This is a genomic window from Flagellimonas sp., from assembly GCF_965233845.1.
Classification (GTDB): domain Bacteria; phylum Bacteroidota; class Bacteroidia; order Flavobacteriales; family Flavobacteriaceae; genus Flagellimonas.
This window is the reverse complement of the sequence record NZ_OZ247584.1, coordinates 3600963-3626996: the sequence shown is the minus strand read 5'-3', so window position 1 is coordinate 3626996 and position 26034 is coordinate 3600963. Positions and strand designations below refer to the sequence as shown.

Here is a 26034-nt window from a genome sequence, read left to right as displayed (position 1 = left end):
TAAGAAGGAATTAGCCAAGTTCCTGTAACAAACTTTGGGTATCCTGTATGTTGGCAAACTCGTCTTTGAGGTTGGCCAAAGCGATTTTATGAGCCAATTCGGCACTGTATTTTTCCCCATTTATACCAATTTTATTGAAAGCCGCGGTGGCATCGGAAATCAAGGTGGTGTTGAATCCTAAATTGGCGGCCATTCTTGTTGAGGTGGATACGCAGTGTTCCGTGGTAAGTCCAACAATGACCAAATCCGATATGTTCAGGGCTTTAAGCTGGGATTCCAAGTCCGTACCAATAAAGGCACTGTTAACCGTTTTTTGGAAAATGGGTTCACCATGTCTTGGTTGTACCAAGGGATGAAAATCGTTGCCAGCTTTGTTGGGATGCAATGGAGATTCTGGATTGATGGAGCAATGCTGCACATGAAAAATGGGAAGCCCCTTAGCTCTAAAAGCTGCTAAAATTTTGCTGCAATTGGCTTCCGCTTCGGGATTGTTGCGTTCCCCACCATAAAAATCGAGTTCTTGGAGACCTTTTTGTATGTCTATCAGAAGTAAGGCTGTCATTGGATAGGATTAAGCCTTAAAATTACGGCTTAAAACCTAAACCCAACAGACAAGGCTCCACGGAACATAAAAGTGTCTTGGAAGACTTCGGGATTTATATTTCTACCAACCCCACCGTAGATTTCCAAAGTGAAGTTGTCGCTGGGAGTAACCCACTTATTTCCCAGTCCCAATCCAAGTGCAACGGTGCTGAAGTTGTCGTTTCTTAACCGTATATCTTCCTCAAGATTCTCTTCGTCCCAAGTATAGTAGAGTCCAAAAGCTTCCACAAAAAGGCCAGTTCTGGGTTGATACCCAAAATAGGCCCTAAGATTGGGCCCGATTCCAAAGTCGCCATTGTAATCTGTAGCGTCATTATTAAAATAAACGGTTCCCCCAAAGCTAGTGTCTTCGGTGAAGTAATATTCATAAGAACCTTCCACCGATCCAGTCGCCAGAAATAGGCCGGCATTGAACTTCAGTTCATGGTTGTTGCCATATCTTGGATACGCCTGTGCGTTCACTGCTAATCCGGTGAGCAAAATGCCCAAAATCAAGAGTTTTTTCATGATTAAAAATTTGATTTCATCATGAATAATCAATTAGTGTTCCAAAAATGGGAACGGGATAGTTCAATATCTGAAACCAATGCCTTCCTCCAGAAGTTGTTCATATTTGGTGGAGTTGAAGGAATAGAGGTAGGGGGCTTTGTTGGCCGCTCCCGACATTAGTTTTTCGTGACGGTCCAGGAAGCCGAGCTTTAAGATTTTACGTTGAAAGTTGCTGCGTTCCAAAGGTCTCCCCAAAATGGCCTCATACAGTTTTTGTAAATCGATCATAGTGAACTTTTCAGGAAGCAGAGAAATGCCAATGGGAAGGTAATTCAATTGGATTTTAAGCTGGTGCATGGCTTGCTGAATGATTTCCGCATGATCAATAATAAGCTCAGGAAGCTCCGAAACATTTTTCCATTCACATTTTTCACTCAAGAAATCGGGTCTTGGGGTGGCTTTTCCAATATCGGTCAGTGCAAAATATCCTGTAGTAATGAAACGATTGTCGAACCAATCGATGAAGATCTGTTGATCATGCTTATTGGGCTTCATCAAGGCCACAATTTTTTTATGATGTTCCTGCTGACTGTGATCTGATCGTTGAATCTTTCCAAAAGTGTGGAATTGTTTTAGAAAAATGGAGGAAAGACCTGTCCGTTCTTCCAAAACGCGTTGGGCAGCATCATCCATGCTTTCGTCCTTGAAAATGAATCCTCCCGGCAGCGCCCAAAGATCCATTTGCTTCCAATTCAACAACAGGACCTTAAGTTCTTTTTCTTCATAACCGAAGATGACACAATCCACGGAATGTCCAGGAAGGAATTTAGGAATAAGGTCTTTTAGGATCTTGATTTGAGATTCGATATCTGCCATTAAAGCCAAAAATACAAAAATTCTAATGTGTCAATTTGATACATTAAAAATAAAATCGTATTATTGTGTCGAAATGATATAATAAATATGAAAAAGTTCCTGAAAACCCTCAAATATGTGCTGCTCACCCTTATCACCTTGATTGTGGTGGGATGGACTGTGCTGTATTTTTCGAAAAAGGCAAAATCCAATGATAATATGGATTTGCTGGGTGAAGAGGCCCCAACCCTGGTTGCCCATGGGATAACATACCGGGACCTGAACAAAAATGGCAAGCTGGACGTTTATGAAAACAAAAATGCGCCTATTGAAGACCGGGTAAACGACTTGGTGAATCAGATGACCTTGGATGAAAAAACAGGATCGCTATTTGTGACCATGATTGGGGCCACCCCCAGTGGTAAGCCGTTGGAGACTCCGGTGCTATCATTGGACCCGATAAATATTATCATGTCGTTCGTACTTCCCTCCAACTCGGAACTCATAGCCAAGAAGAAATTGAACAGCTTTAATATTCTGACTTCCTTGGATGCCAACCTTATGGCTGAATACAACAATACCATCCAGAAAATGGCAGAGCGGACCCGACTGGGGATACCCATCACCATAGCAACGGACCCGCGGCATGGCACATCCAACAATCCGGGAGCCTCCTTGTATACCCCGGCTTTTTCGCAGTGGCCCAGTTCTTTGGGATTGGCAGCCTCTAGAGATACCCTCATGGTCAGGGAGTTTGCGGATGTTGCCCGTCAAGAATATTTGGCCGTGGGTATTCGGTTGGCTTTGCACCCTATGGCCGATTTGGCCACGGAACCTAGATGGGGAAGGACCAACGGAACCTTTGGGGAGGACGCCGACCTGTCCGCAATGATGACCAAAGCTTATGTTCTGGGATTTCAAGGAGATTCTTTGGATACCAATAGTGTGGCCTGCATGACCAAACATTTTTCAGGAGGAGGCCCTCAGAAAGATGGCGAAGACCCGCATTTTCCATACGGAAAGGAACAAGCCTATCCTGGAGACAACTTTGATTATCACGTAATACCTTTCATCAAAGGAGCCTTTGAAGCGAATACCGCCCAAATTATGCCCTATTACGGAATACCTGTTGGACAGACGAGTGAGGATGTCGCCTTTGGGTTCAACAAGGATATCATTACTGGACTCTTGCGTGATTCGCTCAATTTTAAAGGGGTAGTCTGCACGGATTGGAATATTATCACAGATACCAAAATGGGCGAAGGTCGTGCTTGGGGCGTTGAACATTTGACCATAAAGGAGCGAGTTAAAAAAGTATTCGACGCTGGATGCGATCAGCTGGGAGGGGAAAGTATTCCTGAGATTATATCCGAGTTGGTTAATGGGGGTCAGCTTACGGAAGAGCGTATTGATGTTTCTGTGAAACGGGTACTTCGTGATAAGTTCAAGTTGGGTCTTTTCGATAATCCCTATGTGGATGTGGAAGCATCAAAAGTTATTGCCGGTAATAGCGATTTTAGAAAAAAGGGAAAGTTGGCCCAGCAAAAGTCAACCGTACTACTCAAAAATGAAGGCTTGTTACCCTTGAAAAAAACCGTGAAGTTATATGTTCATGGGGCTGAGAATAAAGAGGCCTATGCAAGTTTGGGCGAATTGGTGAGCAGTCCCGATAAAGCGGATGTGGTCGTTGCCCGTATCCAAACTCCCTATGATGAGCGTACCGATTATTTCTTGGAGTCTTTTTTCCATCAAGGCAGATTGTATTACTCCGAGGAAGAGAAAAAAGAAATCTTGGACCTGATCCAAGACAAACCTTCCATAGTTGTAGCTACACTTGAACGACCCGCGATACTAACTGAGGTCAGTGCAGAAGCCAATGCTTTGCTCGTTGATTTTGGCACCAGCGACGAAGCATTGGTAGGCCTCCTCTCGGGCGAGGTAAATCCGAAGGCAAAATTGCCATTTGAGTTGCCTTCATCCCAAGAAGCGGTTGAAAAGCAGCTGGAAGATGTGCCCTACGATTCTGAAAATCCTTTGTACCCCTTCGGATTTGGGTTGTCTTATTAGGGCCAAAGGAATTGGGAACAATCTTTTTTCCAACGGATGACATTGGTTATTTTTAGGGAAAATTTTTTCAATGAAGATTGCTTCCTATAATGTCAACGGTATCAGAGCCGCTTTGAACAAAGGATTTATTGATTGGTTACAGGCGGTGGGTCCCGATGTGATTTGCCTACAGGAAACCAAGGCCATGAAAGAACAGGTGGATGTTTCCATGTTCGAGGCTGCTGGTTACCGACACAACTACTGGTTCAGTGCCCAAAAAAAAGGGTATAGCGGGGTCGCGTTGCTTTGTAAGGAAGAACCGGATCATGTGGAGTACGGCACTGGAATTGACTATATGGATTTTGAAGGGCGGAACCTAAGGGCAGACTTTGGTGATATCTCCGTGATGAGCATGTACTTGCCATCAGGCACCAACATGGACCGCTTGGAGTTTAAATTGACCTATATGGCCGATTTCCAAAAATATGCGGATCAACTTCGAAAGGAGCGACCCAATCTCATTGTTTGTGGGGATTATAACATTTGCCATGAGGCAATAGACATCCACGACCCGGTCAGAAATAAAAACGTTTCAGGATTTTTACCTGTGGAACGGGAATGGATAGGGAGTTTTATCAAAAGTGGATTTATAGACAGCTTCAGACATTTCAACAAGGAACCCCATAACTATACTTGGTGGAGCTACCGAGCCAATGCACGGGCCAATAACAAAGGTTGGCGATTGGATTATGGCATGGTCAATGAATCCTTAAAGGACAGGCTTAAACGTTCCGTGATTCTTTCTGATGCCAAGCATAGTGACCACTGTCCGATTCTTCTTGAGGTTGAAAAATAACATTTCCGTTAAAAAGCCAAAATTCCTATTGCTTATTTTTGCCAATCGTAATTTGATGGCCCAATGAAATATACTAGAATACCACATACCAATATTAGAGTAAGCAAAATCTGTTTGGGAACCATGACCTGGGGGAGGCAGAATACGGAGGCTGAAGGACATGAACAGATGGATTACGCCCTTGACCAAGGGGTGAATTTCTTTGATACGGCCGAGCTTTATCCCATTCCTCCCAAGAAAGAGATCTATGCCGTAACCGAAGAGATTATCGGAAGTTGGTTCAAGAAAACAGGGAATAGGGATAAGGTGGTGCTAGCATCAAAAATTGCGGGAAGAGCTGATTTTACCAAATACATACGGACTACAGGCTTTAGCAAGGATTCCATTATTAGTGCGGTCAACGGAAGCTTGCAACGACTGCAAACGGATTACATTGATTTGTATCAATTGCACTGGCCGGAACGGAACACGAATTACTTCGGTCAGCGTGGATTCAATGCGCATTCCATTGATCCTTGGGAAGATAATATTCATCAGGTATTGGAAACCCTCCGAGATTTGGTTAAGGAAGGGAAAATTAGGCATGTAGGCCTTTCCAATGAAACCCCTTGGGGAACCATGCGTTATTTAGAGGAGAGCAAAGTACACCAAGATTTACCCAGAATGCTCACCATCCAAAACCCGTATAGCTTGCTTAACCGACTGTTTGAGGTGGGATTGTCCGAAGTTGCAACCCGTGAGAGCATCGGTCTCTTGGCATATTCGCCTATGGCTTTTGGGGTATTGAGTGGAAAATACTTGGATGAAATCAAACCCAGAAAAGGAAGACTGACCTTGTTCCCACATTATGATCGCTATAGTAGTGAAAATGCCACCAAGGCAACACAGCAATATCAACAATTGGCCCAAGCTCATGAGCTAAGTTTGGCACAAATGTCCTTGGCATTCGTGAACACAAGACCCTTTTTGACGAGCAATATTATTGGGGCGACCACAATGGAACAGTTAAAGGAGAACATCGCCAGTATTGATGTGGATCTTTCCGATGAGGTTTTGGACGGCATTGAGGCCATTCACAATGCCATACCCAACCCCGCTCCCTAAGTTTATTTCAGGGTGTAGGCGCGGTATTCATCTCCCGAAGGAGTGCCCATTTTTCCGCCACCACATGCAATTACCACATACTGTTTTCCGTCCACGGCATAGGTAGCCGGGGTGGCATAACCTCCAGCTGGGAGCTTGTCCTCCCATAATTGTTGACCTGTTTTCATATGAAAGGCCCGAATTTTTTCATCCTTGGTCGCAGCAATAAACAAAACCCCTCCGGCTGTGATTACGGGGCCACCATAATTTTCTGTTCCTGAAATTGGAATATTAGGATCCTTCAACTGCTCTTCATGCCCTAGTGGAATGGTCCATAGATATTCCCCCGAATTTAAATCGATGGCATTAAGGGTACCCCATGGTGGTTTAACCACGGGAAATCCGCGGTCATCCTTAAATCTGCCAAAACCAGCCACGGCATAGGGAACCTTTGCCGAAGTTTCTTCAACCCTATGGTCTGTTTCTTCCGAGATTCCTGAGATAAAATTGGATATGGCCCTAATCTCGTTATCGTTCAAATTGGGCATTCCAGGCATGGCACCTCGTCCACTTTTGATGATGGTTGCTATGGAATCCACAGAAAGGCGGTTCTTTACGGTTTGCAACTCTGGAATCCCGGCCAACCCTTGGAACTCACCCCCATGACAACGAGCACAATGGATCTGGGCCAAGGACTGTCCTGGATTGCTTTCTTCGCCATTTTTACCCCCTACTTCCCGCATGCGCACAATCCACGCCATTTCATTGGAGTTCACATACATAATACCACTTCGCGGATCTAAAGCCGCGCCTCCCCATTCGGCACCGCCATCCGCTCCTGGATACAACATGGTTCCGATGGTATCTATGGGGATAAATTGTCCTTTGGAGGTAATTCCTTTGAACTTTTCCAGCACCGTTGGGGGGTCAATATTTTGATCTTTGTCCACAAAGTCATCTACAAAAGCGGCTCTGTCCGGATCAAACAGATCTGTTTCATGCAAGATTTGTCGTGCAAAAGGCTTGGGTTTGGTTGGGAGGGGTTGGGTTGCGTAGGACTCTTCACCTGCCAATGGAGATGAAGGATATGATTTTTCCTCAATGGGAAATAAGGGCTCTCCAGTAATGCGGTTAAAAACAAATACATGCCCGCTTTTGGTTACTTGAGCTACAGCGGGAATGGTCTGGCCATCCCTTTCCATCTCAAAAAGATTGGGGGGTGCGGGCAAATCCCGATCCCAAGTGTCGTGATGTACCATTTGAAAATGCCATTTGCGCTCTCCGGTGTTGGCATCCAATGCCAATAGGGAATTTGCAAACAAATTAGCTCCAGCCCTATCACCACCGTACCAATCAAAGGCCGCAGACCCTGTGGGAATATAAACGATACCCCTTTCTTGATCCAATGCCATTCCGGGCCAACTATTTGCGCCGCCCACTGTTTTGTAAGCCTCCTTGGGCCAAGTTTCATAGCCCATCTCTCCAGGCTGTGGAATGGTGTGGAACGTCCATTCAATAGCCCCTGTCAGCGCGTTGTAAGCCCTGATATGTCCAGGTGAGGAACCCGGGCCCTCGCCAACACGAGTTCCCTGAATAAGCAAGTTTTTATGAATTATTCCTGGTGTATTTGCCACTACGGACAGTTGTTGGGGGTCTCTTCCCAAACCATCCCTTAAATCAATACTACCATCATTCCCAAAGGAACCAATGGGTTTTCCATCCAAGAGGTTGATTGCAAAGAGATTGGATCCCGATGAGAAAAAAATACGGCTGGGGCCATCTCCCTGGGACTCCCAAAAGCTCAATCCACGATTAACTCCCAAACCTGAATCATTGGATGCTGGCGGTTCAAAACTCCATATTTCCTCCCCTGTTGCGGCATTAAGCGCAAACAGCTCCAAAGCTGCGTTTACGCCATAGAGTACCTTATCTATTATCATCGGATTGGTTTGGATTTGGGTGGTTCTTCCGTCTTCCAGTCCGCCACTTTTATAGGACCACGCCAATTCCAACCCTGCTACGTTGGAGGTATCTATTTGCTGTAGTGTTGAATAGTGGGTTTGTTCGGGATCGCCCAAGTAATGCCGCCAAGTGGTGTGATATGCCTTTACGAGATTTTCTTTTTCCTTGGCACAGGAGATAATGATCAAACACAGTAAAGGGATGAGGGTCTTTGCGGATTTCATACGGATGTTTTCTTAAATATAAAATATAAGACCCTGAAAACCAGAATTGAGCTGCGAAAATATCTTGTTGTTTAAAACAAGGAGTGGACAACGTCCTCAATTTTCGACACCAATTGAATTTGAATTGCCGTATTTTTTAATCCGATTTTGTTGTTTTTGGAAACGAAGATTTTGTTGAAGCCCAATTTTTCGGCTTCAAGGATACGTTGATCAACACGTTGCACGGGTCTAATCTCCCCTGCTAACCCAACTTCGGCAGCAAAACAAACTCCCTTTTCAATAGGAATATCAGCATTGCTGGACAAAATTGCCGCCACCACGGCCAAATCAATGGCGGGGTCATCTACAGAGATTCCTCCCGTTATGTTCAGGAATACGTCCTTGGCGCCCAACTTAAACCCAGCCCGTTTTTCCAAAACCGCCAAAAGCATGTTCAGTCTTTTGGCATTGAATCCGGTACCCGAACGTTGCGGGGTTCCATATACAGCAGTACTGACCAAGGCTTGGATTTCTATCAAAAGAGGTCGCATTCCTTCTACGGTAGCTGCTATGGCCGTTCCACTTAAGTCTTCTTCGTTTTTGGAAATAAGGACTTCCGAAGGGTTGTTCACCTCCCTTAGACCACTGCCTTGCATTTCGTAAATACCCAATTCAGCCGTGGAGCCAAACCGGTTTTTTAAAGAGCGGAGGATACGGTATACATAATTGCGATCTCCTTCAAATTGCAGCACGGTGTCCACCATATGCTCCAAGATTTTTGGCCCCGCAATGGTACCATCCTTGGTAATATGGCCCACCAGGATTACCGGGGTGTTACTTTCCTTGGCAAACTTGATCAGCTCTGCCGTGCACTCCCTTATTTGGGAAATACTTCCCGCAGCTGATTCAATATAATCCGTATGTAGGGTTTGTATGGAATCTATGACCAATAGGTCGGGCTCCAAGGCGCTGATTTGTTGAAAGATGTTTTGGGTTTTGGTCTCTGTGAGAATATAACAGTTTTCACTGTTGGTATGAATACGGTCGGCCCGCATCTTGATCTGCTTTTGACTTTCTTCCCCAGAGACGTAAAGCGTTTTATAGTTAAGCTTCAAGGCAATTTGAAGCAGCAGGGTACTTTTTCCTATCCCGGGTTCGCCGCCTAAAAGGATTAGGGAACCTGGGACAATGCCCCCTCCCAGTACTCGGTTAAACTCCTGGTCTTTGGAATCTAACCGCAGTTCTTTTTCGTTGGTTATTTCGGCAATTTTTAAAGGGCGGGATGCTTTTTTAGAGGGACTATTTTCTGTTTTCCAGCTTCTTTTTTCCTCTTTTTGAACTACTTCTTCCACAATGGTATTCCACTGTTTGCAAGAAGAACATTGCCCTACCCATTTGGGGTATTGGGCACCACAGTTTTGACAAAAGAAGGCAGTTTTGGTCTTGGCCATTTGTTGTTAAGAAGTATCCAAAGATATGGAATATGATGCATGGATTTTTAGATGGTTGGATTATAGGATTTCCTGGCTTCATTTTTTGAAAAATCCAGCTATCCAATAATCTAACTTTCCAAGAAGTTAATATCCAAAATCTGCCTTAAGGGCATCAATTTTATCCAGGGCCATGTCTTTGGTAAGAAAATCGATTTCTTCCATTTGGAAGGCTTTCTCAAAGGTTTTAAAGGCTTTTTTGGGCTCGCCCAGTTCCTCATAGTATTCCCCTTCAAAATAAAAGCCCATCATGGTTTCCGGGTACTGCTTTTTGCAGATTTCAGACAAGGGTTTCAAGGATTCAAAATCGTCTTTTTTAAGGCAGGCTGCGTAGATGGCCATGATGTCATTGAGCTCCACAGGTTTTCTGAAACCGAGCAGATTTTCGATCATGTCGTATCGATCTTCAAGATATTTGAATACAGGCTCATCCGAAGTAAGAATTTCCGTTTTGTATTCTTTGGGGCTTATCGGCCTGAATATTTTGAACACGTTGTCAAAAGCTTTACTTATGCCATAAGCGGCTATGGAGACATGGTCCGCATTGTTATATTCATCAAAAAAGTAATGCAAGCTTTCCTTATCTATGGATTTGATGGCATTGTTCATTTGAAGAATACGCTGTCTATCTTCTGTTTTTTCCTTTTCCAGAACCACATTGTAAAAAATCTGTTGGTTTAGGTCAGATAATCTTGAAGGAACCCGACTTTCCATTTCCGTGGCCAAAACAGGGGAAATGGACAGATAGGAGTTAAATAGTGAACGATCCTTGAACAAAAAGTAATTACCAAAATTGGCGGTTATATCGTAGCCCACGAACATTTTGAAAGGGGCAATATTATAGCTGGTTTCGAGGTAGGGAATAAGTTCTGTGCCCAAAAACTCATAAAATTTGGCCCCTTTTTCTGTAGGGAGTCCAGTGGTCTGTTCAAAATCACAATCTTCCCATCTGATGTCGCCCTCTGCTTGATGAACCCCAACGATAATAGTTTCTGGCATTCTTTGATGCTCACTATAGAATTTGGCATTGGCCACCACCAATTCAAACAGGTATTCTGCATCAAGGACCACGATCAGAGGATATTTTTGGTCTTCTGAATAATTCTCCGGGAAATAATAGGAAACATCCCTACGCTCCTGAAGTTTGAAGGATTCAAAGATTTCTTTTTGCACTTGGGCACCAAGCTCAAAGCACAATAGGCCAATTAACGGGAATAGCCATTTTTTCATTGGAGAGTATTTAATGGTAGGGGTTTACCGATTTCTATTCAATAACGGCAACACAATAAAGGATATTGTGCCAAAAACCACCACCATCAAGGTCTGTGCGGTCCACATGATCCATCCATAGGCGTCACCGGATGTTTTGCTTATGCCGTACACAGATAAAGCAGCTGTTACCATAATGGGGAAGAGTCCCAAACCTCCATTGGTGGTTGCCATGGCAAAGGCACCGGCCACAAAGGCTACTAAAAAGGCACCAAGGGGCAGATCAGTGGTTTCGGGAACAGTAAATTTTATCACCCAGAACATGGCAATATAACAGGCCCATATCAGGAAAGTGTGGAAAATAAAAGCTCCCCTACGCTTCATTTTAAAAATGCTGAGCACACCATCCAAAAGACCAGTGAGAAAGGTTTTTATTTTGACCGCAAGCTTGGAAGAAGACTTTTTTATGAGCCTAATGGAAATTAAAAGGCCTACAACACCCACCAAGAGCAGTGTTAAGGACCCAGCAAGTCCAATACCATTTTCCTCAAGGATGCCCAGAATAACATCGGTTTGCACCAGCAACGCGATGGTAATGATGAGCAGCAACATGATTAGATCAATAATTCTTTCCGTAACAATAGTGCCAAAGCCTTTTTCAAAAGGAACGTTTTCATAGGTGTTCAACGCTGTGGCCCTTAAAAACTCTCCTGAGCGCAAGACCAGGGTATTGGCAAAATAACTGGTAAGGATAATGAGCACATTATTGACCAATTTGGGACGATATCCCAGGGGATCTAAAAGATAGTTCCAGCGGATTGCTCGGGAGACATGGCTCAAAATTCCGATGGCAACTGACAACACCACCCAGATGGGGTCTGCATTTTTAATGGCCTCCAAAATTTTTGTTCGATCCTCCGGGGTTGTGGAAGCGTAGGAATAAAATACAAGCCCCAAACCGATAAGGATCGGAACAGCAATTTTTAGGAATTTTTTGAGGGAATCGCTCAAAACTAGTTTAGCATATTGGTTTCCTCGTTGGGGAAGACCAATGCAGGATTAAAGGATTTGGCTTCCTCTATACCCATCCATGCATAAGTGATCAAAATAAGTACGTCGCCAACTGCAACCTTGCGCGCAGCGGCACCGTTAAGGGTAAGTTCCCCGGAACCGCGTGGTCCTGGAATGGCATAGGTTTCCAATCGCTCACCGTTATTGTTGTTCACGATCTGTACCTTTTCTCCCCTGATGATATTCGCAGCATCCATAAGGTCTTCGTCAATGGTTATACTCCCAATATAATTGAGATCGGCACCGGTGACCTTTACTCTATGGATTTTTGATTTTACTACTTCAACTTGCATGGCGCAAAATTAATTAATTCAATCTTAGATTGTCTATCAATCGGACTCCATCAGCATAAACGGCAATGAAAGCCCTATATTTTTGGTTTGCCTGTTTTTTGTTCATTGGGGTTAAGGTGTCTTCATCCGTGATTTCAAAATACTCCAACTCCAATGTTTTGTTTTCGGCAAATTGGATATTAACCCAGTCCTTAATTCCTTTAGCACTTTCCGTGCCAAATTTAGCCTTGGCAGCTTTTAAGGTTTTGTATATAAATCCAGCTTCTTTCCTAGTCGAAGGAGAGAGACGTTCATTACGTGAACTCATGGCCAAGCCATGAACTTCCCTTTCAATGGGGCAACCTACTATAGCATAAGGTAGTTGCTTGGTTTCCACCATCTTCTTAATAATTTGGAGTTGTTGAAAATCTTTCTCTCCAAAATATGCCGTATCCGGGGATACCGTTTTTAAAAATAATTCCACAATGGTTCCAACACCGTCAAAATGTCCTGTTCTAAAGGCCCCTTCCATGACCTTGTCCAATCCATCAAAATCATAGGATTTGGAGACTATTTGATTCCCATAGATTTCGGATGCTGTTGGGGTAAACACCGCAATGTTTGGATCAACACTTTGGAGTAGGTCCAAATCCTTTTCAAGATTTCTGGGATATTTCTCCAAATCTTCTTTTTGATCAAATTGGGTTGGGTTTACGAACACGCTTACAACGACTACATCGGTTTCCAAGATGGCCTTTTTTACCAAAGACAAATGGCCTTGGTGCAACGCCCCCATGGTAGGTACCAAGCCAATGGTACGATTTTTGTTTCTTTCATTTTGTAGGAAGGATTCAAGATCCTTCTTACGGTCAAATACGTGCATAGCGCAAATCAAAAGCGTGCAAAAATACTATAAATACTGCTAATCAGCATAATTTTTGTACTTTTGCGCCTACGTTTTTCGGATAAGCAAAAGAAAGTGTTTATGAATGGTAAAAAGATATTGTTTGTATCTTCTGAATTAGTGCCCTACCTCCCAGAGAATCAAGTTTCCTTAATGTCGTACGAAGCGCCCAGAATGGTTAACAGCAATGGGGGTCAGATTCGCATATTCATGCCCAGATACGGGAATATCAATGAGCGAAGACATCAGCTTCACGAGGTAATCCGTTTGTCAGGGATGAATCTGGTAATCAATGATATGGATATGCCTTTGATTATTAAGGTAGCATCTATTCCAAGAGAGAGAATCCAAGTGTACTTTATTGACAACGATGAGTACTTTAAAAGAAAAGCCACCTTTGCCGATGCGGAGGGGAATCTTTTTCCTGACAATGATGAACGAGCCATTTTCTTTGCCAAAGGGGTGGTTGAAACCGTAAAAAAACTGAATTGGTCTCCGGATATCATCCACGTTCACGGTTGGATGGCGTCCTTGCTTCCCTTATATCTAAGGGAATACTATTCTGATGAACCCTTGTTCGCGGACAGTAAGATTGTTACCTCTGTGTACGATAGAGGTTATGAAGGAGAGTTGGATGGGAAAATGATCAACAAAATTGCTTTTGACGGGATCAAGGAGGAGCAGATCGCTTCGCTTACAACACCTGACTATAATAATTTGTTAAAAGTTGCAGTGGATTATTCCGATGCGGTTATTTTAGCCTCGGAGGAGATTTCAGAAGACTTAAAAAGCCATATTGCAAATCTTTCCAAACCCGTACTGCCCTATGTTTCTCTCCAGGAAGCAGAAGAGGCGTACACAAATTTCTATAAGACAGAAGTTTTAAAATAAATTGCATGAAATTTTCTAGGATTATATGGGTTTCAGCCTGGGTTGGAGCTTTATTTCTAATCAATACATCCTGTGAGGAGGAATTGGGTACCTTGGGTGAGGGTGTGGTTGCGGGAGAACCCTTTACCACAGGAAAGGCCGAGTTTGAGGTGTTTGCCTTCAACAAGGGAGTGGAAGCCGTTCAGACCAACAAACTTCCCCTCTATCAGTTGGGAACCTTGAATGATGGGGTATACGGAAAAAGGAATGCCAGTATTGCTTCACAGCTTTGGTTGCCAAATGGCGGACAGGGAAATCCAATTTTTGGTGAATTATCGCAAGAGTCAGAGGACAATGCGGACAATGACGATAATGACAATACCATTCAAGAAAACGAAACTGTAAAGGAAGTCTTTTTATACATACCATTCCAATTGCCCCCAACTTCGCTGAGGGACAATGACGGTGATGGTGTGGAAGATGAGTTTGATAACGATTCAAGCGACCCCAATTCCGATGAAGATGGGGATGGGGTCTCAGATAATGAGGAGCGCATCATTGGATCTGATCCATTTGATCCCGATGAGGACGGAACAGGAGAGGACTTCATTGCCAATACGTTCGCAAAGCGTTTCGATTTGGACAGTATTTTTGGGGATAGGACCCAAGCCTTCAATCTTAAGGTTTCTTCTTTTACCTACTATCTAAGGGACTTGGATCCGAACACCAATTTTGAGGAGGCACAGGAGTATTTTTCCAATCAGGATTTCTCGGCATTTGTGGATCAGGAGCTTTTTAGTGGAGAGGTCATTGTAAATAACGAAGAAGAGCTGGAGTGGTTTGAGGACGATCCCGAAACTGATGATGTGGATGAATCGCTTCAGGTAGAAAATAGAATTGCGCCTGGAATTCGTGTTCCCTTGAACAACGCTTTTTTCCAAGAAATTTTGGACAAGGAAGGAGATGCCGAATTAATCAGCCAAGCCAATTTTTCAGACTATATCCGAGGCATACATTTGGCAGGTTCTTCAGATAGCGAGGAGCTAATGTTTTTATTGGATTTGACCCAAGCCAACATTACCATCACCTACGAATTTCAAGACTACAATTCCACAGAAGAAGAGGTAGAAACGGTAGAACGTGAATTTGTATTGAACCTTTTGGTCAATAATAATGGAACAATTTTGGGGAATGCCGTCAATATTTTGCAAGATGATATTTTGCCTGCGGATATTGCCAATGCCCTTGATAATGGTGAAAATGCGTCCAAAATATACGTCCGAGGAGGTACTGGGACCTTTACCGAAATAAGATTGTTTGAAGAAACCATCAATGGTGGCGGGGATGTGATAAATCAAATCAAACAGAACAATTGGATCATTAACGAGGCCAATCTTGTTTTTTATGTAGACCGCGCTACCTTGGATGCATCCATGGGGATTACTGATGAGCCTTCCAGGTTATACCTTTATAATGCAGAAACCAATCAGCCTATTTATGATGCCACAATAGAGACCAGTAACACCAATGAACCCCTAGGGCTTTTCTTGGATTTTGATGGCATCCTTCAAAGAGAAAATAATCAGGGGACCCAGTACAAGTTTAGGATTACAAATCACATCAACGATATTGTGGTCAGGGATTCTACCAATGCCAGATTGGCACTAACCGTGACTTCCAATATCGGAATTGCCGCAGTTTTAGAAGCCATGGGCTCGGTTGAAGAAATTATTGACGTACCTGTTATGTCCAACATTAATCCTTTGGGAACTGTATTGTTTGGTAGCAACGTAGATGCGGCTGATGAGGACAAAAAACTCAAGCTGGAAATTTATTACACAGAGGCGAACTAGGCATACCATTCATAGACTTTTTTCGTTTTATGACTTACAGGCGTCAAAATTTCCCTTTTTGGGACTAAATTTGGCAACAGTGTCATTCATCAAATAGCTTAAAACTCAATCATATGTGCGGAATTGTGGGATATATTGGTCATAGGGATGCGTATCCAATTATTATTAAAGGTCTGCAACGTTTGGAATATCGGGGCTATGATAGTGCCGGAATAGTGCTGTTTGATGGGGTGGACACCCATTTGTCCAAAACAAAGGGAAAGGTAGAGGATTTAAAAAAGAAAAGCGAGGCTACCATCACCACCGATGGTAAACTGGGACTGGGACATACCCGATGGGCTACCCATGGTGTGCCCAACGATATCAATTCCCACCCACATTATTCCAATTCCGGGGATTTGGTCATTATTCACAATGGAATCATTGAGAACTACGAATCCATTAAAAAAGCACTGACAGAACGCGGTTATACCTTTGAATCGGATACGGATACCGAAGTTCTGGTCAATTTGATTGAGGAGGTTAAGAAAAAAGAAGGAGTAAAGCTCGGTCAAGCGGTGCAAATTGCCTTGAACCAGGTGGTTGGCGCTTATGCCATTGCGGTGTTTGACAAGAACAAGCCAGATGAAATTGTGGTGGCAAAACTGGGAAGTCCCCTGGCCATCGGAATAGGGGAGAACGAATATTTTATTGCTTCCGATGCATCACCCTTTATAGAATTCACGAACAATGCCGTTTACTTAGAAGATGAGGAAATGGCCATTGTAAGAATTGGAAAGGAAATCAAATTACGCAAGATCAAGGATGATGCCATAGCCTATCCAAATATTCTTGAGCTTCAAATGAACCTTGAGGAAATAGAGAAAGGGGGCTATGAACATTTCATGCTTAAGGAGATCTATGAGCAACCGCGTGCTATTTTGGATACCTATAGGGGTCGCTTACTGGCCGATCAAGGCATTGTTAGAATGGCGGGGATTGACCAGAATTTGGAGAAATTCCTTAATGCCAACAGAATTATTATTGTGGCCTGTGGTACCTCATGGCATGCCGGATTGGTAGCAGAATATATTTTTGAGGATTTGGCGCGCGTTCCCGTTGAGGTGGAATACGCTTCCGAGTTTAGATATCGAAACCCCGTTATCACAGAAAACGATGTACTGATAGCCATTTCCCAATCTGGGGAAACCGCAGATACTTTGGCGGCAATCAAATTGGCTAAAGAAAAAGGAGCATTTGTGTTTGGGGTCTGTAATGTTGTGGGTTCCTCTATTGCAAGGGAGACCCATGCAGGGGCCTATACCCATGCCGGACCGGAAATTGGTGTGGCTTCAACCAAAGCGTTTACCACCCAGATAACTGTGTTGACATTGATTGCATTGAAACTCGCCCACGAAAAGGGTATTTTCTCTGAATCCAAGTACCACGAGATATTGACCGAGCTGGAAAGCATTCCTTCCAAAGTGGAAAAGACTTTGGAATCCAATGCGCTGGTCGAGGAGATTTCAGAAATATATAAAGATTCCTCCAACTGTCTTTATTTGGGAAGGGGCTATAATTTCCCTGTAGCCTTGGAAGGGGCATTAAAATTAAAGGAGATCAGCTATATCCATGCCGAAGGCTATCCAGCGGCCGAAATGAAACATGGACCCATAGCCTTGATCGATGAGCAAATGCCGGTTGTGGTCATCGCCACCAAAAAAGGACATTACGAAAAAGTGGTGAGCAATATCCAGGAAATCAAATCCAGAAAGGGCAGGATCATTGCCATTGTAACCGAAGGGGATGAGCAGGTGAGGGAGTTGGCCGATCATGTCATTGAAGTACCGGAAGCCACTGAATGTCTAACACCTTTATTGACCACCATACCGCTTCAATTACTTTCGTACCACATTGCCGTGATGAGGGATTGTAACGTAGATCAACCTCGGAATTTGGCCAAATCGGTTACCGTGGAGTGACCTTAAGAATTCGATAATACTTTAAAAAGCTTTCGATTTTCACAGTTTTTTTGTTAAAATGGTAGATAAAACGCACTTTTTTTAGCAATAAAGTACTATGCATGCATAATTTTTTTTGATTTTGACGAAATCAAATGAAAAAAAATGTATCTTCCGCCTGCAATGCTTAACACACTTTTAAAACTATTTTAACTCAAATTAAAAACTGATGAGAAGACTAGTCATTCTTTCCCTCATGTTGTTTGGTTGCCTATCTTATGCCCAAACAACGGTTCAGGGAACAGTAGTTGATGAAAATAATGAACCCATTCCCGGGACCAATGTTGTCCTGGTTGGAAAAGCGGAAGGAACCACTACGGATTTTGATGGAAATTTCACCTTCAACACTTCAGAACAGCCCCCGTTTCAACTTCAGTTTACGGCCATAGGTTTTGCAGATTACTTAGCGGATGTAACTTCAAACAATCAAACACTTTCAATAGTATTGGCAGAGGCCTCCACTTTTTTGGATGAAATTGTAATCTCCGCTTCCCGAACCCCAGAACGAATTTTCGAATCTCCGGTATCTGTGGAACGGTTTGGTCTCAAGGAAATCAAAAACACAACAGCGGAGTCATTTTATGGAGGGCTTCAAAATTTAAAGGGAGTGGATATAAATACCAACAGTTTAACCTTCCAGTCCATTAACACCAGAGGTTTTGCCACTTTTGCCAACAACCGCTTTTTACAGTTGGTGGACGGCATGGACAATACGGCACCGGGACTAAATTTTGTACTGGGTAACCTGGTGGGGATGTCAGAATTGGATGTACAGAGTGTAGAAATCCTTCCAGGTGCATCTTCTGCACTTTATGGAGCAGGTGCCTTTAATGGTATTTTGTTCATGAGAAGTAAAAACCCCTTTGATTTTCAGGGAATAAGTGCTTATGGAAAAACTGGAATTACCTCCCAAGAAGCTGCTGGGGACAACAATTATTATGATTTTGGAATAAGGGCTGCCCATGCATTTAGTGATAAGCTGGCAGTTAAAGCGAACATTTCCATTTTAAAAGGTGAGGATTGGCATGCCAACAGCATTTTGGACTTGGCTAATCCTGGTGCAGACCGTTCCAATCCGGCATATGATGGGTTGAACGTTTATGGGGATGAGGTTTCAACCACCTTGGATTTTGATGCCGCTGCCGGATTGCCCAGTGGAACCGTTGGAACAGCAACGATTTCAAGAACAGGATATGCTGAAAGGGATTTGGCGGATTATAATGCAGAAAGTGTAAAGACAGATTTCGCCATTCACTACCGCCCATTCGGGACGGATTTGGAGTTGATTTATAACGGACGGATTGGTCGAGGTACAACAATTTATCAAGGTTCGAACAGGTATGCCGTTAGCGGGTTTTCCATGCAGCAGCATAAATTGGAACTTAAAAATGACAACTTCTTTATTAGGGGTTACCTAGTTTCCGAAAATTCTGGGGATGCATACGATACCCGTTTTGCAGCAATCAATTTAAACCGAAGATGGAAAGGAGATACCCAATGGTTTACGGAATATGCCGGAACGTATATCCCAACCTACCTTGGAGGGATCCAGCAAGGAGGCCTTACTCCTGAGCAAGCATCAACCGCCGCCCATGCCGCAGCTAGGCAGGCAGCAGATACAGGACGACTGATTCCAGGAACCCCTGGATTCCAAAATGCCTTCAATGCGGTGATCAATGATGGGGATTTGACCACAGGGGCCAAGTTTATTGACAATACCAAATTCCGTCATGTGAACGGGAATTATAACATAGCACATTTAATAGACGATTGGGCCGATATTCAAATCGGTGGATCATTTAGGGAATATGAATTGAATTCGGGAGGAACCATCTTTACGGATTCCGATGGCCCTATCACCTATAATGAATATGGAGCTTATGTTCAAGTGCAAAAGAAGTTTGCAGATGATCGCTTCAAGTTTACTGGGTCTGCACGTTACGACAAGAATGAATTTTTTGATGGGTTTGTTTCTCCTCGAGTTGCTTTGGCGTACACCGCAGGTGAAAACCGTAATCACAACATCAGGATTTCTGCACAGCAAGGTTTTAGAAACCCAACCACTCAGGATTTATTTATTGGTTTGGATGCTGGTGCCGCCATATTGGTGGGTTCTGCTCCAGATAACTTGGATAGGGATGTAAGAACTTTTAATGTAAGTCAAAATGGGCAAGCCCTGATTGGTCAATCCACTGTGGATATTGTGGGAAGAGCTGCCTATGAGAATGCCTATTCCCTGAGTTCTGTATTAAGTGGTGCTCCTGAAGCCGTGAATACATCGGTAATTAAACCAGAGGAGATTACGACTTTTGAGGCTGGTTATCGTGGACAGATTGGAAAGTTCACTATTGATTTGAGTGGATACTACAATAGGTATAAGGATTTTATTGCCAACGTGACCGTATTGGTTCCGTACTATGGTACTGCGGGTGACGGTGGTCTTTCATTATTGGCTCTACAGAACGGTGATAGAAAACCATATCAGACGTATACCAATTCCACTGTGGATATCAATTCCTACGGAGGAACTGTTGGAGTGGACACCAAAATTTTTGGAGATTTTGATTTGGGGGTTAATTATACCTATACCGAACTTGATTTTGACAAGGCCAGGTTCCCGGATTTCAGAACCAACTTCAATACACCCAAGCACAAGGTAAAGGCGTCTTTTGGAAACACAGAGCTTTTCAAAAACTTTGGATTCAATGTAAACTATAGGTGGAGTGATAGTTTCTTCTGGGAAGCTTCCTTCGCGGATGGGGATGTGCCTTCCTTTACGGTACTCGATGCACAGATGAATTATACCGTGCCAAGTATTAAATCCGTATTTAAGGTGGGGGGGTCCAACCTTTTGGGTGATGAATATTTTACGGCCATAGGTACCGGAAACATAGGTTCTATTTACTATGTTTCTTGGACCATAAATCCATAACAATTAGCATTAAAAAAGTGAATAAGGGCACTCTTTAAAACAGTGCCCTTTTTGTTGCCAAAAAAAGCCGTTTTTAAGTTTTTCATTAAAATGTAATAGTATATCTTTGCAGCCGGAAAAAAAGCAGTTTTTTCCATCGTATTCAATTAAAAATAAACACAATAATGTCTAAAGTTACAGGTAAGGTTGCCCAAATTATTGGCCCCGTCATTGACGTTGAGTTTGAATCAGGCACAGAGATTCCAAAAATATACGATTCCTTGGAAATCGATAAAGCTGACGGTACCAAGTTGGTGCTTGAGGTGCAGTCACATATCGGGGAAAATACGGTTCGTACCATTTCCATGGATTCAACAGATGGTTTAAGCCGAGGTGTTGATGCCCATGCTACTGGAAATGCAATCCAAATGCCAATTGGTGAGGATGTGTACGGTAGACTTTTCAATGTAATTGGCGACGCTATTGATGGTTTGGAAAACCTTCCCAAAGAAGGAGACAATGGACTTCCAATTCACAGGGAAGCTCCAAAATTTGAGGACCTTTCCACTTCTACTGAAGTACTTTTTACAGGTATCAAGGTAATTGACTTGATTGAGCCTTATGCCAAAGGAGGTAAGATTGGATTGTTCGGGGGTGCTGGTGTTGGTAAGACCGTATTGATCCAGGAATTGATCAACAACATTGCAAAAGGACACGGTGGTCTTTCTGTATTTGCCGGTGTGGGTGAAAGAACTCGTGAAGGAAACGATTTGCTTCGTGAGATGTTGGAATCCGGAATTATCAAGTACGGTGATGATTTCTTGCACTCCATGGAAGAAGGGGGATGGGATTTATCCAAAGTAGATAAAAAAGCCATGAAGGAGTCCAAGGCAACTTTCGTGTTTGGACAGATGAACGAGCCTCCCGGAGCACGTGCAAGGGTGGCCCTTTCCGGATTGACAATTGCAGAATATTTCCGTGATGGTGCTGGAGATGGACAAGGAAAGGACGTACTTTTCTTCGTAGATAACATTTTCCGTTTTACTCAAGCTGGTTCAGAGGTATCTGCCCTATTGGGTCGTATGCCTTCTGCCGTGGGTTACCAACCTACCTTGGCAACAGAGATGGGTGCTATGCAGGAACGAATTACCTCTACAAAAAGAGGATCTATTACATCGGTACAGGCGGTTTACGTACCTGCGGATGACTTGACGGATCCGGCCCCTGCAACTACCTTTGCCCACTTGGATGCAACTACGGTACTTTCCCGTAAAATTGCTGAGTTGGGTATTTATCCTGCTGTGGATCCATTGGATTCCACTTCAAGGATTTTGACTCCCGAGATTTTAGGAAAAGATCATTACGAATGTGCACAACGTGTTAAGGAGTTGTTGCAACGTTATAAAGAGCTTCAGGATATTATTGCCATTCTTGGTATGGAAGAACTTTCCGAAGAGGATAAATTGGCTGTGGGTAGAGCAAGAAGGGTACAACGTTTCCTTTCCCAACCTTTCCACGTGGCCGAGCAGTTTACAGGTATCCCCGGTGTATTGGTAGATATTAAGGATACCATCAAAGGCTTCAACATGATCATGGATGGTGAGTTGGATCACTTGCCAGAATCAGCCTTCAACCTTAAGGGAAGCATCCAGGATGCCATTGAAGCTGGTGAGAAAATGCTTGCCGAGGCGTAGCCAAAGTGAGTGCTGAGCGCAGTCGAAGCATTATTAATTATAAAAGATTCCCATTTTTACGGGAATGACAATAAAAAATGTATTTAGAAATCGTATCACCAGAAGCCACTTTGTTTGCCGGAGAAGTAACCTCGGTTACTGTTCCTGGTATTAATGGAGAATTTCAAATGTTGCAGAACCACGCACCTATAGTTTCCTTGTTACAAGAAGGTGATGTGAAAGTACAAGGTGACATTCAGATAGAAGAGGAATTTCAGGGTAAATTTTCAAAAGGAGCCAATGGAGAGACAGTTTTGTCCATAACCAGTGGCACCATTGAAATGAAGGACAATAAGGTTATTGTTTTAGCGGACTAATTTCCCTCTTAAAAATAGTATTGGAAAGGCCACTCTTTGAAGTGGCTTTTTTTGTCAAATTATCTGAATGTCACTTCGATCGGGGTAGAGAAGTCTTGAAGGATTGAAATTTAACGGGTTTCATTTACGCTTAACCTGACTTCAGTCAGTGCTATTTTATTCCTTAAACTCCAAAATATCCGCTGGCTGGCAATCCAACTCCTTACAAATAGCTTCCAAAGTCGTAAATCTTATGGCCTTGGCCTTTCCAGTTTTAAGAATGGACAGGTTGGCTGTGGTAATCCCAATTTTTTCGGCAAGTTCATTGCTTTTCATTTTCCGTTTGGACAACATAACATCCAAGTTTATGAGAATAGGCATAACTAAATGGTTAGGTCGTTATCGGATTGGATAGCGTATCCTTTCTTAAATATATGAACTATGAATAATGCGGTGGCACCAAATATGATATTTAAAATGGGATTATGAATGTCGCGATAATCAGAATGTTGCATAATGATGAAGTGGGTCATTATATATAACAAAGGCCCAATAACCAAGTTCAAAAAAGAAAAATACCTTAAGTGCCTTATAGCCGATTCGGTAAAAACTGTTTCCGAAACAAACGCTTTAAATATATTGGATAATACATAGAAAAATATGGTGCCATAAAGCAATCCCAGGGTAATGGTGATAATAATATTGGTTTGATAATCTCCTTTAGCAATGACCCCTAGAATGGGAAGTGAGATATAATACCGACCATTGATTATTTCTGCGGTGCCCAGGAAGAAGGATAAATCTATATAAATGATAAAAAGTAAAAGCCCAACCGAAATTGCCCGAAACAAATAGAACAAATATTTTGATATGGAATTGGGACCGAATACTTTCAGATAATTGGACTTGTTTTTCATGTTATTATCGTTTAACGATAACAAACATATATAAAATTATCGATAAACAATAAAAAATTATCATAAAACAATTAAAACCCAATCTTTACCGTCATCTCCCCGGTATCTTTTGAGCTCGGAGAATCCGATGGCAAGATGCGCATTTAGGGAACGTTGATTCTTTGCATCCACCTCGGTAATTATCGTATCCATTCCCATGGGAAGTTTTTCTTTCATGGTTTCATACAACTTCCGAAAAACCCCTTGACCCCTATGACTTTTGGCAACACAGATTTGCCCCATCACCATATAGTTTTGGCTTCCGCCAATCGCTAGATTAATTTCATGGAACATGGGTTTTAACACCTCAATACTCTCGGAAAATTTAGGATGCATACAAAGGGCATAGGCTACCACATTTTCATTGTCCAATGCGATGATGTGCCCACATTCGTCATTCATCTCCTTTAAAACGGAAAAGGAATGTTCCACCGTTAAAAAACCTTCATTTTTCAGTTCATCTGCCGATAGATTTTTGGGAAGGTTCTGCTGCTGGAGTTCAAGGATTTGTTCCAGATGATTATCACTAGATGCCTGCGTATATCGAACCATTTATTCCGTTTTGAGCCAAGATTTTCGGAAGGCCATCATTTCCTCGGAAGGTGTTCCCTCCATATCTTCCATAAGCTTGATGGAATAGGAAGGGCTGGGGGTCAGGACTATGGTTGTAGATTTTTTAGTCCCATAACGGCTGTAGTTTACGTGAAGTGGTTTTCCCATCTCAAACTGTTGCAGATAGGTACTGAAATTTTGTCCTTCTGCGAAGGGAATGGCATTGATATTTAGAATAACATCTCCTTTGGCCAAACCCGCTTTGTATGCTGGAGATCCAATAGCCGGGTTGCGCATAACACTTGCTCCATCTGTGCCCATAGAAACAAAGGAACCAAAATGGGGTTGCTCCCCTTTTTGGGCCAAATTTACGCCAGCAAGTTGCAGAAGAGCCTTGTAATTGGGCATTCCGCTCTTGTATATGTAGGCCTCAAAGAAGCGGTCTCCAAACGCTTTTCCCGCATATTGATTGAGCGTTTCATGAAGATTTGTTATGGTATAGGGAATTTCCCTTTTCCCGAATTTCTCCCACACCAATTTCATATAATCGTCCAAGGTAAGTCCATTTTGGCGCAGTGATAAATCCAAGGCCAAGCCTAAAACACTACCATAGGAATAATAAGAAATAAAGGTGTTTTCCCGGTTAACGGGGTCCACGGATGTTGCCGCATCCACAAAGGGAGCTTGATAACTCATCTCTATGGGATTAAAGAATCGCCTAGCCGGGGATGTCCAAACATAATTGAAGGTACCCGTAAGGCCCTCTACATATTCCTTTGGAGAAATTAAGTCAGCTCTACACAAGATTAAATTGGTATAATAGCTGGTAAAGCCCTCGGCAAACCAAAGTTCTCCGCTCATATTGGCTGCCTCAAAGTTGAAGGGTTCCAGACTTTTTGGCCGAATTCGCTCCACATTCCAGGCATGAAAAAACTCATGGGAAACCGTGCCAATATTGCGTTCCATTCCCCCTTCTGCCAAACTGCGTGTACTGGTGAGAATGGTAGAATTTCTATGCTCCATTCCATCTCCAGAAGCGTTTGGAATATAGCAAGCCAGAAAGGTATAGGTTCCATAATCAAATTTGGGAAGTTCCCCATATACTTCCTTTTGCTCCAAAACCGTTTTTTTCACCTTTTCAAAGTAGGTGTCAGCCTCCTCCTCAGTCCCGTTGTGGTGCAATGCCATCTGTATCGTCTGCCCGTCCATATCAAAAGATTTAAGTGTAAAATTGCTGATTTCGGTAGGGCTGTCCATAAAGTAGTATAAATTGGGAGCATAGTGGGTGGTTCCAGAAACCAATGGCAATTGGGTAGCTATTTTCCAACCCAAATCTTCCCTAACATCAAAGTTCACCTCAATTTTCCGTTCCTGTAAGGCAGGAGCATACATAAAAGTGGCCGGAATATTTAAATGGGCATGTGTTTCGTCTATTTGGGAATAGGTGCCGTCCCCACGATTCGCAAACAGGATATAGCTTATTTCAATGGTGCCGTCATGACCGGAGACCTTCCATTCATATGGATTTGGCCGTACTACAACCAACGGATTTCCTTTGCCATCAGTGGCCTTAAAATCGTATACATTTTTGGCAAACTCATGAAGTGCGTATCGTCCAGGGGATGTACGACTCATTCTTAAGGCAAGCGTGTCGGATTTCAAGTCAGGAAAAGTAGCTGTAATTAAAGCTTCATGATGTACAGCATTTTCAAAAGAAATGGAATAGGTATTGGTTTGACCTAGTAAGGGTAAAACCGCAAGTAGGGAAATTAGGGAGAAAAGTAGCCTCATAGGATTGCTATTAGAAAGCAACTAATTTA

22 protein-coding genes are annotated in these 26034 nt (G+C 43.0%); 9 read left to right on the top strand and 13 right to left on the bottom strand.

Features of this window, described 5'->3' with window-relative positions:
- Positions 1 to 10 precede the first annotated feature (10 nt).
- From ACO6S0_RS16135 to ACO6S0_RS16125, 3 genes are all read right to left on the bottom strand, one after another.
- Complete coding sequence (locus ACO6S0_RS16135; RefSeq protein WP_422349340.1) at positions 11 to 562, bottom strand: cysteine hydrolase family protein; 552 nt, start codon at positions 560 to 562, stop codon at positions 11 to 13.
- A 29-nt stretch (positions 563 to 591) separates the two neighbouring features.
- Positions 592 to 1110 carry a hypothetical protein gene (locus ACO6S0_RS16130; RefSeq protein WP_422349339.1) on the bottom strand — a complete coding sequence of 173 codons (519 nt, stop codon included), beginning with the start codon at positions 1108 to 1110 and terminating at the stop codon, positions 592 to 594.
- Between the two features lie 63 nt (positions 1111 to 1173).
- The gene (locus tag ACO6S0_RS16125) at positions 1174 to 1968 is read right to left on the bottom strand and encodes an NUDIX hydrolase (RefSeq protein WP_422349338.1); all 795 of its coding nucleotides are present in this window, start codon (positions 1966 to 1968) and stop codon (positions 1174 to 1176) included.
- Between the two features lie 87 nt (positions 1969 to 2055).
- On the opposite strand from ACO6S0_RS16125, the gene ACO6S0_RS16120 reads away from it, so the two are divergent.
- The 3 genes from ACO6S0_RS16120 to ACO6S0_RS16110 all read left to right on the top strand — a co-directional run bounded on the left by ACO6S0_RS16120 (position 2056) and on the right by ACO6S0_RS16110 (position 5953).
- Positions 2056 to 4014 (top strand): glycoside hydrolase family 3 protein, encoded by a 1959-nt coding sequence (locus ACO6S0_RS16120; protein ID WP_422349337.1) that lies wholly within the window; start codon positions 2056 to 2058, stop codon positions 4012 to 4014.
- 70 nt (positions 4015 to 4084) lie between these two features.
- Entirely contained in the window at positions 4085 to 4849 is a 765-nt protein-coding gene (locus tag ACO6S0_RS16115) for an exodeoxyribonuclease III (RefSeq protein ID WP_422349336.1), read from the top strand.
- A gap of 63 nt (positions 4850 to 4912) precedes the next feature.
- Entirely contained in the window at positions 4913 to 5953 is a 1041-nt protein-coding gene (locus ACO6S0_RS16110) for an NADP(H)-dependent aldo-keto reductase (RefSeq protein WP_422349335.1), read from the top strand.
- A 2-nt stretch (positions 5954 to 5955) separates the two neighbouring features.
- Here the strand turns inward: ACO6S0_RS16110 and ACO6S0_RS16105 are convergent, their stop codons facing one another.
- The 6 genes from ACO6S0_RS16105 to panC form a co-directional block, all read right to left on the bottom strand.
- The gene (locus tag ACO6S0_RS16105; protein ID WP_422349334.1) at positions 5956 to 8118 is read right to left on the bottom strand and encodes a PQQ-binding-like beta-propeller repeat protein; all 2163 of its coding nucleotides are present in this window, start codon (positions 8116 to 8118) and stop codon (positions 5956 to 5958) included.
- Between the two features lie 71 nt (positions 8119 to 8189).
- Positions 8190 to 9548, bottom strand: coding sequence for a DNA repair protein RadA (gene radA, locus ACO6S0_RS16100; RefSeq protein WP_422349333.1), 1359 nt, complete (start codon positions 9546 to 9548; stop codon positions 8190 to 8192).
- Between the two features lie 126 nt (positions 9549 to 9674).
- The gene (locus ACO6S0_RS16095) at positions 9675 to 10817 is read right to left on the bottom strand and encodes an alpha/beta hydrolase (RefSeq protein WP_422349332.1); all 1143 of its coding nucleotides are present in this window, start codon (positions 10815 to 10817) and stop codon (positions 9675 to 9677) included.
- Positions 10818 to 10841: 24 nt separating this feature from the next.
- Positions 10842 to 11807, bottom strand: coding sequence for a lysylphosphatidylglycerol synthase transmembrane domain-containing protein (locus ACO6S0_RS16090; RefSeq protein ID WP_422349331.1), 966 nt, complete (start codon positions 11805 to 11807; stop codon positions 10842 to 10844).
- A 2-nt stretch (positions 11808 to 11809) separates the two neighbouring features.
- A complete protein-coding gene (gene panD, locus ACO6S0_RS16085) occupies positions 11810 to 12160 on the bottom strand; it encodes an aspartate 1-decarboxylase (protein ID WP_420401146.1) in 351 nt (116 codons plus the stop codon).
- Positions 12161 to 12173: 13 nt separating this feature from the next.
- Entirely contained in the window at positions 12174 to 13022 is an 849-nt protein-coding gene (gene panC, locus ACO6S0_RS16080; protein ID WP_422349330.1) for a pantoate--beta-alanine ligase, read from the bottom strand.
- 102 nt (positions 13023 to 13124) lie between these two features.
- Between panC and ACO6S0_RS16075 the strand changes: the two genes are divergently transcribed.
- The 6 genes from ACO6S0_RS16075 to ACO6S0_RS16050 all read left to right on the top strand — a co-directional run bounded on the left by ACO6S0_RS16075 (position 13125) and on the right by ACO6S0_RS16050 (position 22727).
- Positions 13125 to 13934: a glycogen/starch synthase gene (locus ACO6S0_RS16075; RefSeq protein ID WP_420401144.1), complete on the top strand. Its 810-nt coding sequence runs from the start codon at positions 13125 to 13127 to the stop codon at positions 13932 to 13934.
- Positions 13935 to 13939: 5 nt separating this feature from the next.
- The gene (locus ACO6S0_RS16070; RefSeq protein WP_422349329.1) at positions 13940 to 15766 is read left to right on the top strand and encodes a DUF4270 family protein; all 1827 of its coding nucleotides are present in this window, start codon (positions 13940 to 13942) and stop codon (positions 15764 to 15766) included.
- A gap of 113 nt (positions 15767 to 15879) precedes the next feature.
- Positions 15880 to 17727, top strand: coding sequence for a glutamine--fructose-6-phosphate transaminase (isomerizing) (gene glmS / locus ACO6S0_RS16065; protein WP_422349328.1), 1848 nt, complete (start codon positions 15880 to 15882; stop codon positions 17725 to 17727).
- 208 nt (positions 17728 to 17935) lie between these two features.
- Positions 17936 to 20698: a TonB-dependent receptor gene (locus tag ACO6S0_RS16060; RefSeq protein ID WP_422349327.1), complete on the top strand. Its 2763-nt coding sequence runs from the start codon at positions 17936 to 17938 to the stop codon at positions 20696 to 20698.
- Between the two features lie 164 nt (positions 20699 to 20862).
- Positions 20863 to 22371, top strand: coding sequence for a F0F1 ATP synthase subunit beta (atpD, locus tag ACO6S0_RS16055; protein ID WP_420401141.1), 1509 nt, complete (start codon positions 20863 to 20865; stop codon positions 22369 to 22371).
- Positions 22372 to 22448: 77 nt separating this feature from the next.
- Entirely contained in the window at positions 22449 to 22727 is a 279-nt protein-coding gene (locus ACO6S0_RS16050) for a F0F1 ATP synthase subunit epsilon (protein WP_420401140.1), read from the top strand.
- Between the two features lie 156 nt (positions 22728 to 22883).
- On the opposite strand, the gene ACO6S0_RS16045 is transcribed toward ACO6S0_RS16050, so the two are convergent.
- The 4 genes from ACO6S0_RS16045 to ACO6S0_RS16030 are packed head-to-tail and all read right to left on the bottom strand — an operon-like array spanning position 22884 to position 26005.
- Positions 22884 to 23087 carry a helix-turn-helix domain-containing protein gene (locus ACO6S0_RS16045; protein WP_422349326.1) on the bottom strand — a complete coding sequence of 68 codons (204 nt, stop codon included), beginning with the start codon at positions 23085 to 23087 and terminating at the stop codon, positions 22884 to 22886.
- Positions 23088 to 23089: 2 nt separating this feature from the next.
- Positions 23090 to 23623, bottom strand: a complete 534-nt coding sequence (locus ACO6S0_RS16040; RefSeq protein ID WP_422349325.1) for a DUF2975 domain-containing protein — start codon at positions 23621 to 23623, stop codon at positions 23090 to 23092.
- A 60-nt stretch (positions 23624 to 23683) separates the two neighbouring features.
- On the bottom strand, positions 23684 to 24214 hold the full coding sequence (locus tag ACO6S0_RS16035) for a GNAT family N-acetyltransferase (RefSeq protein ID WP_422349324.1): 531 nt from the start codon (positions 24212 to 24214) through the stop codon (positions 23684 to 23686).
- Positions 24215 to 26005 carry a M61 family metallopeptidase gene (locus ACO6S0_RS16030; protein WP_422349323.1) on the bottom strand — a complete coding sequence of 597 codons (1791 nt, stop codon included), beginning with the start codon at positions 26003 to 26005 and terminating at the stop codon, positions 24215 to 24217. It lies immediately after the preceding gene.
- Positions 26006 to 26034: the final 29 nt, after the last annotated feature.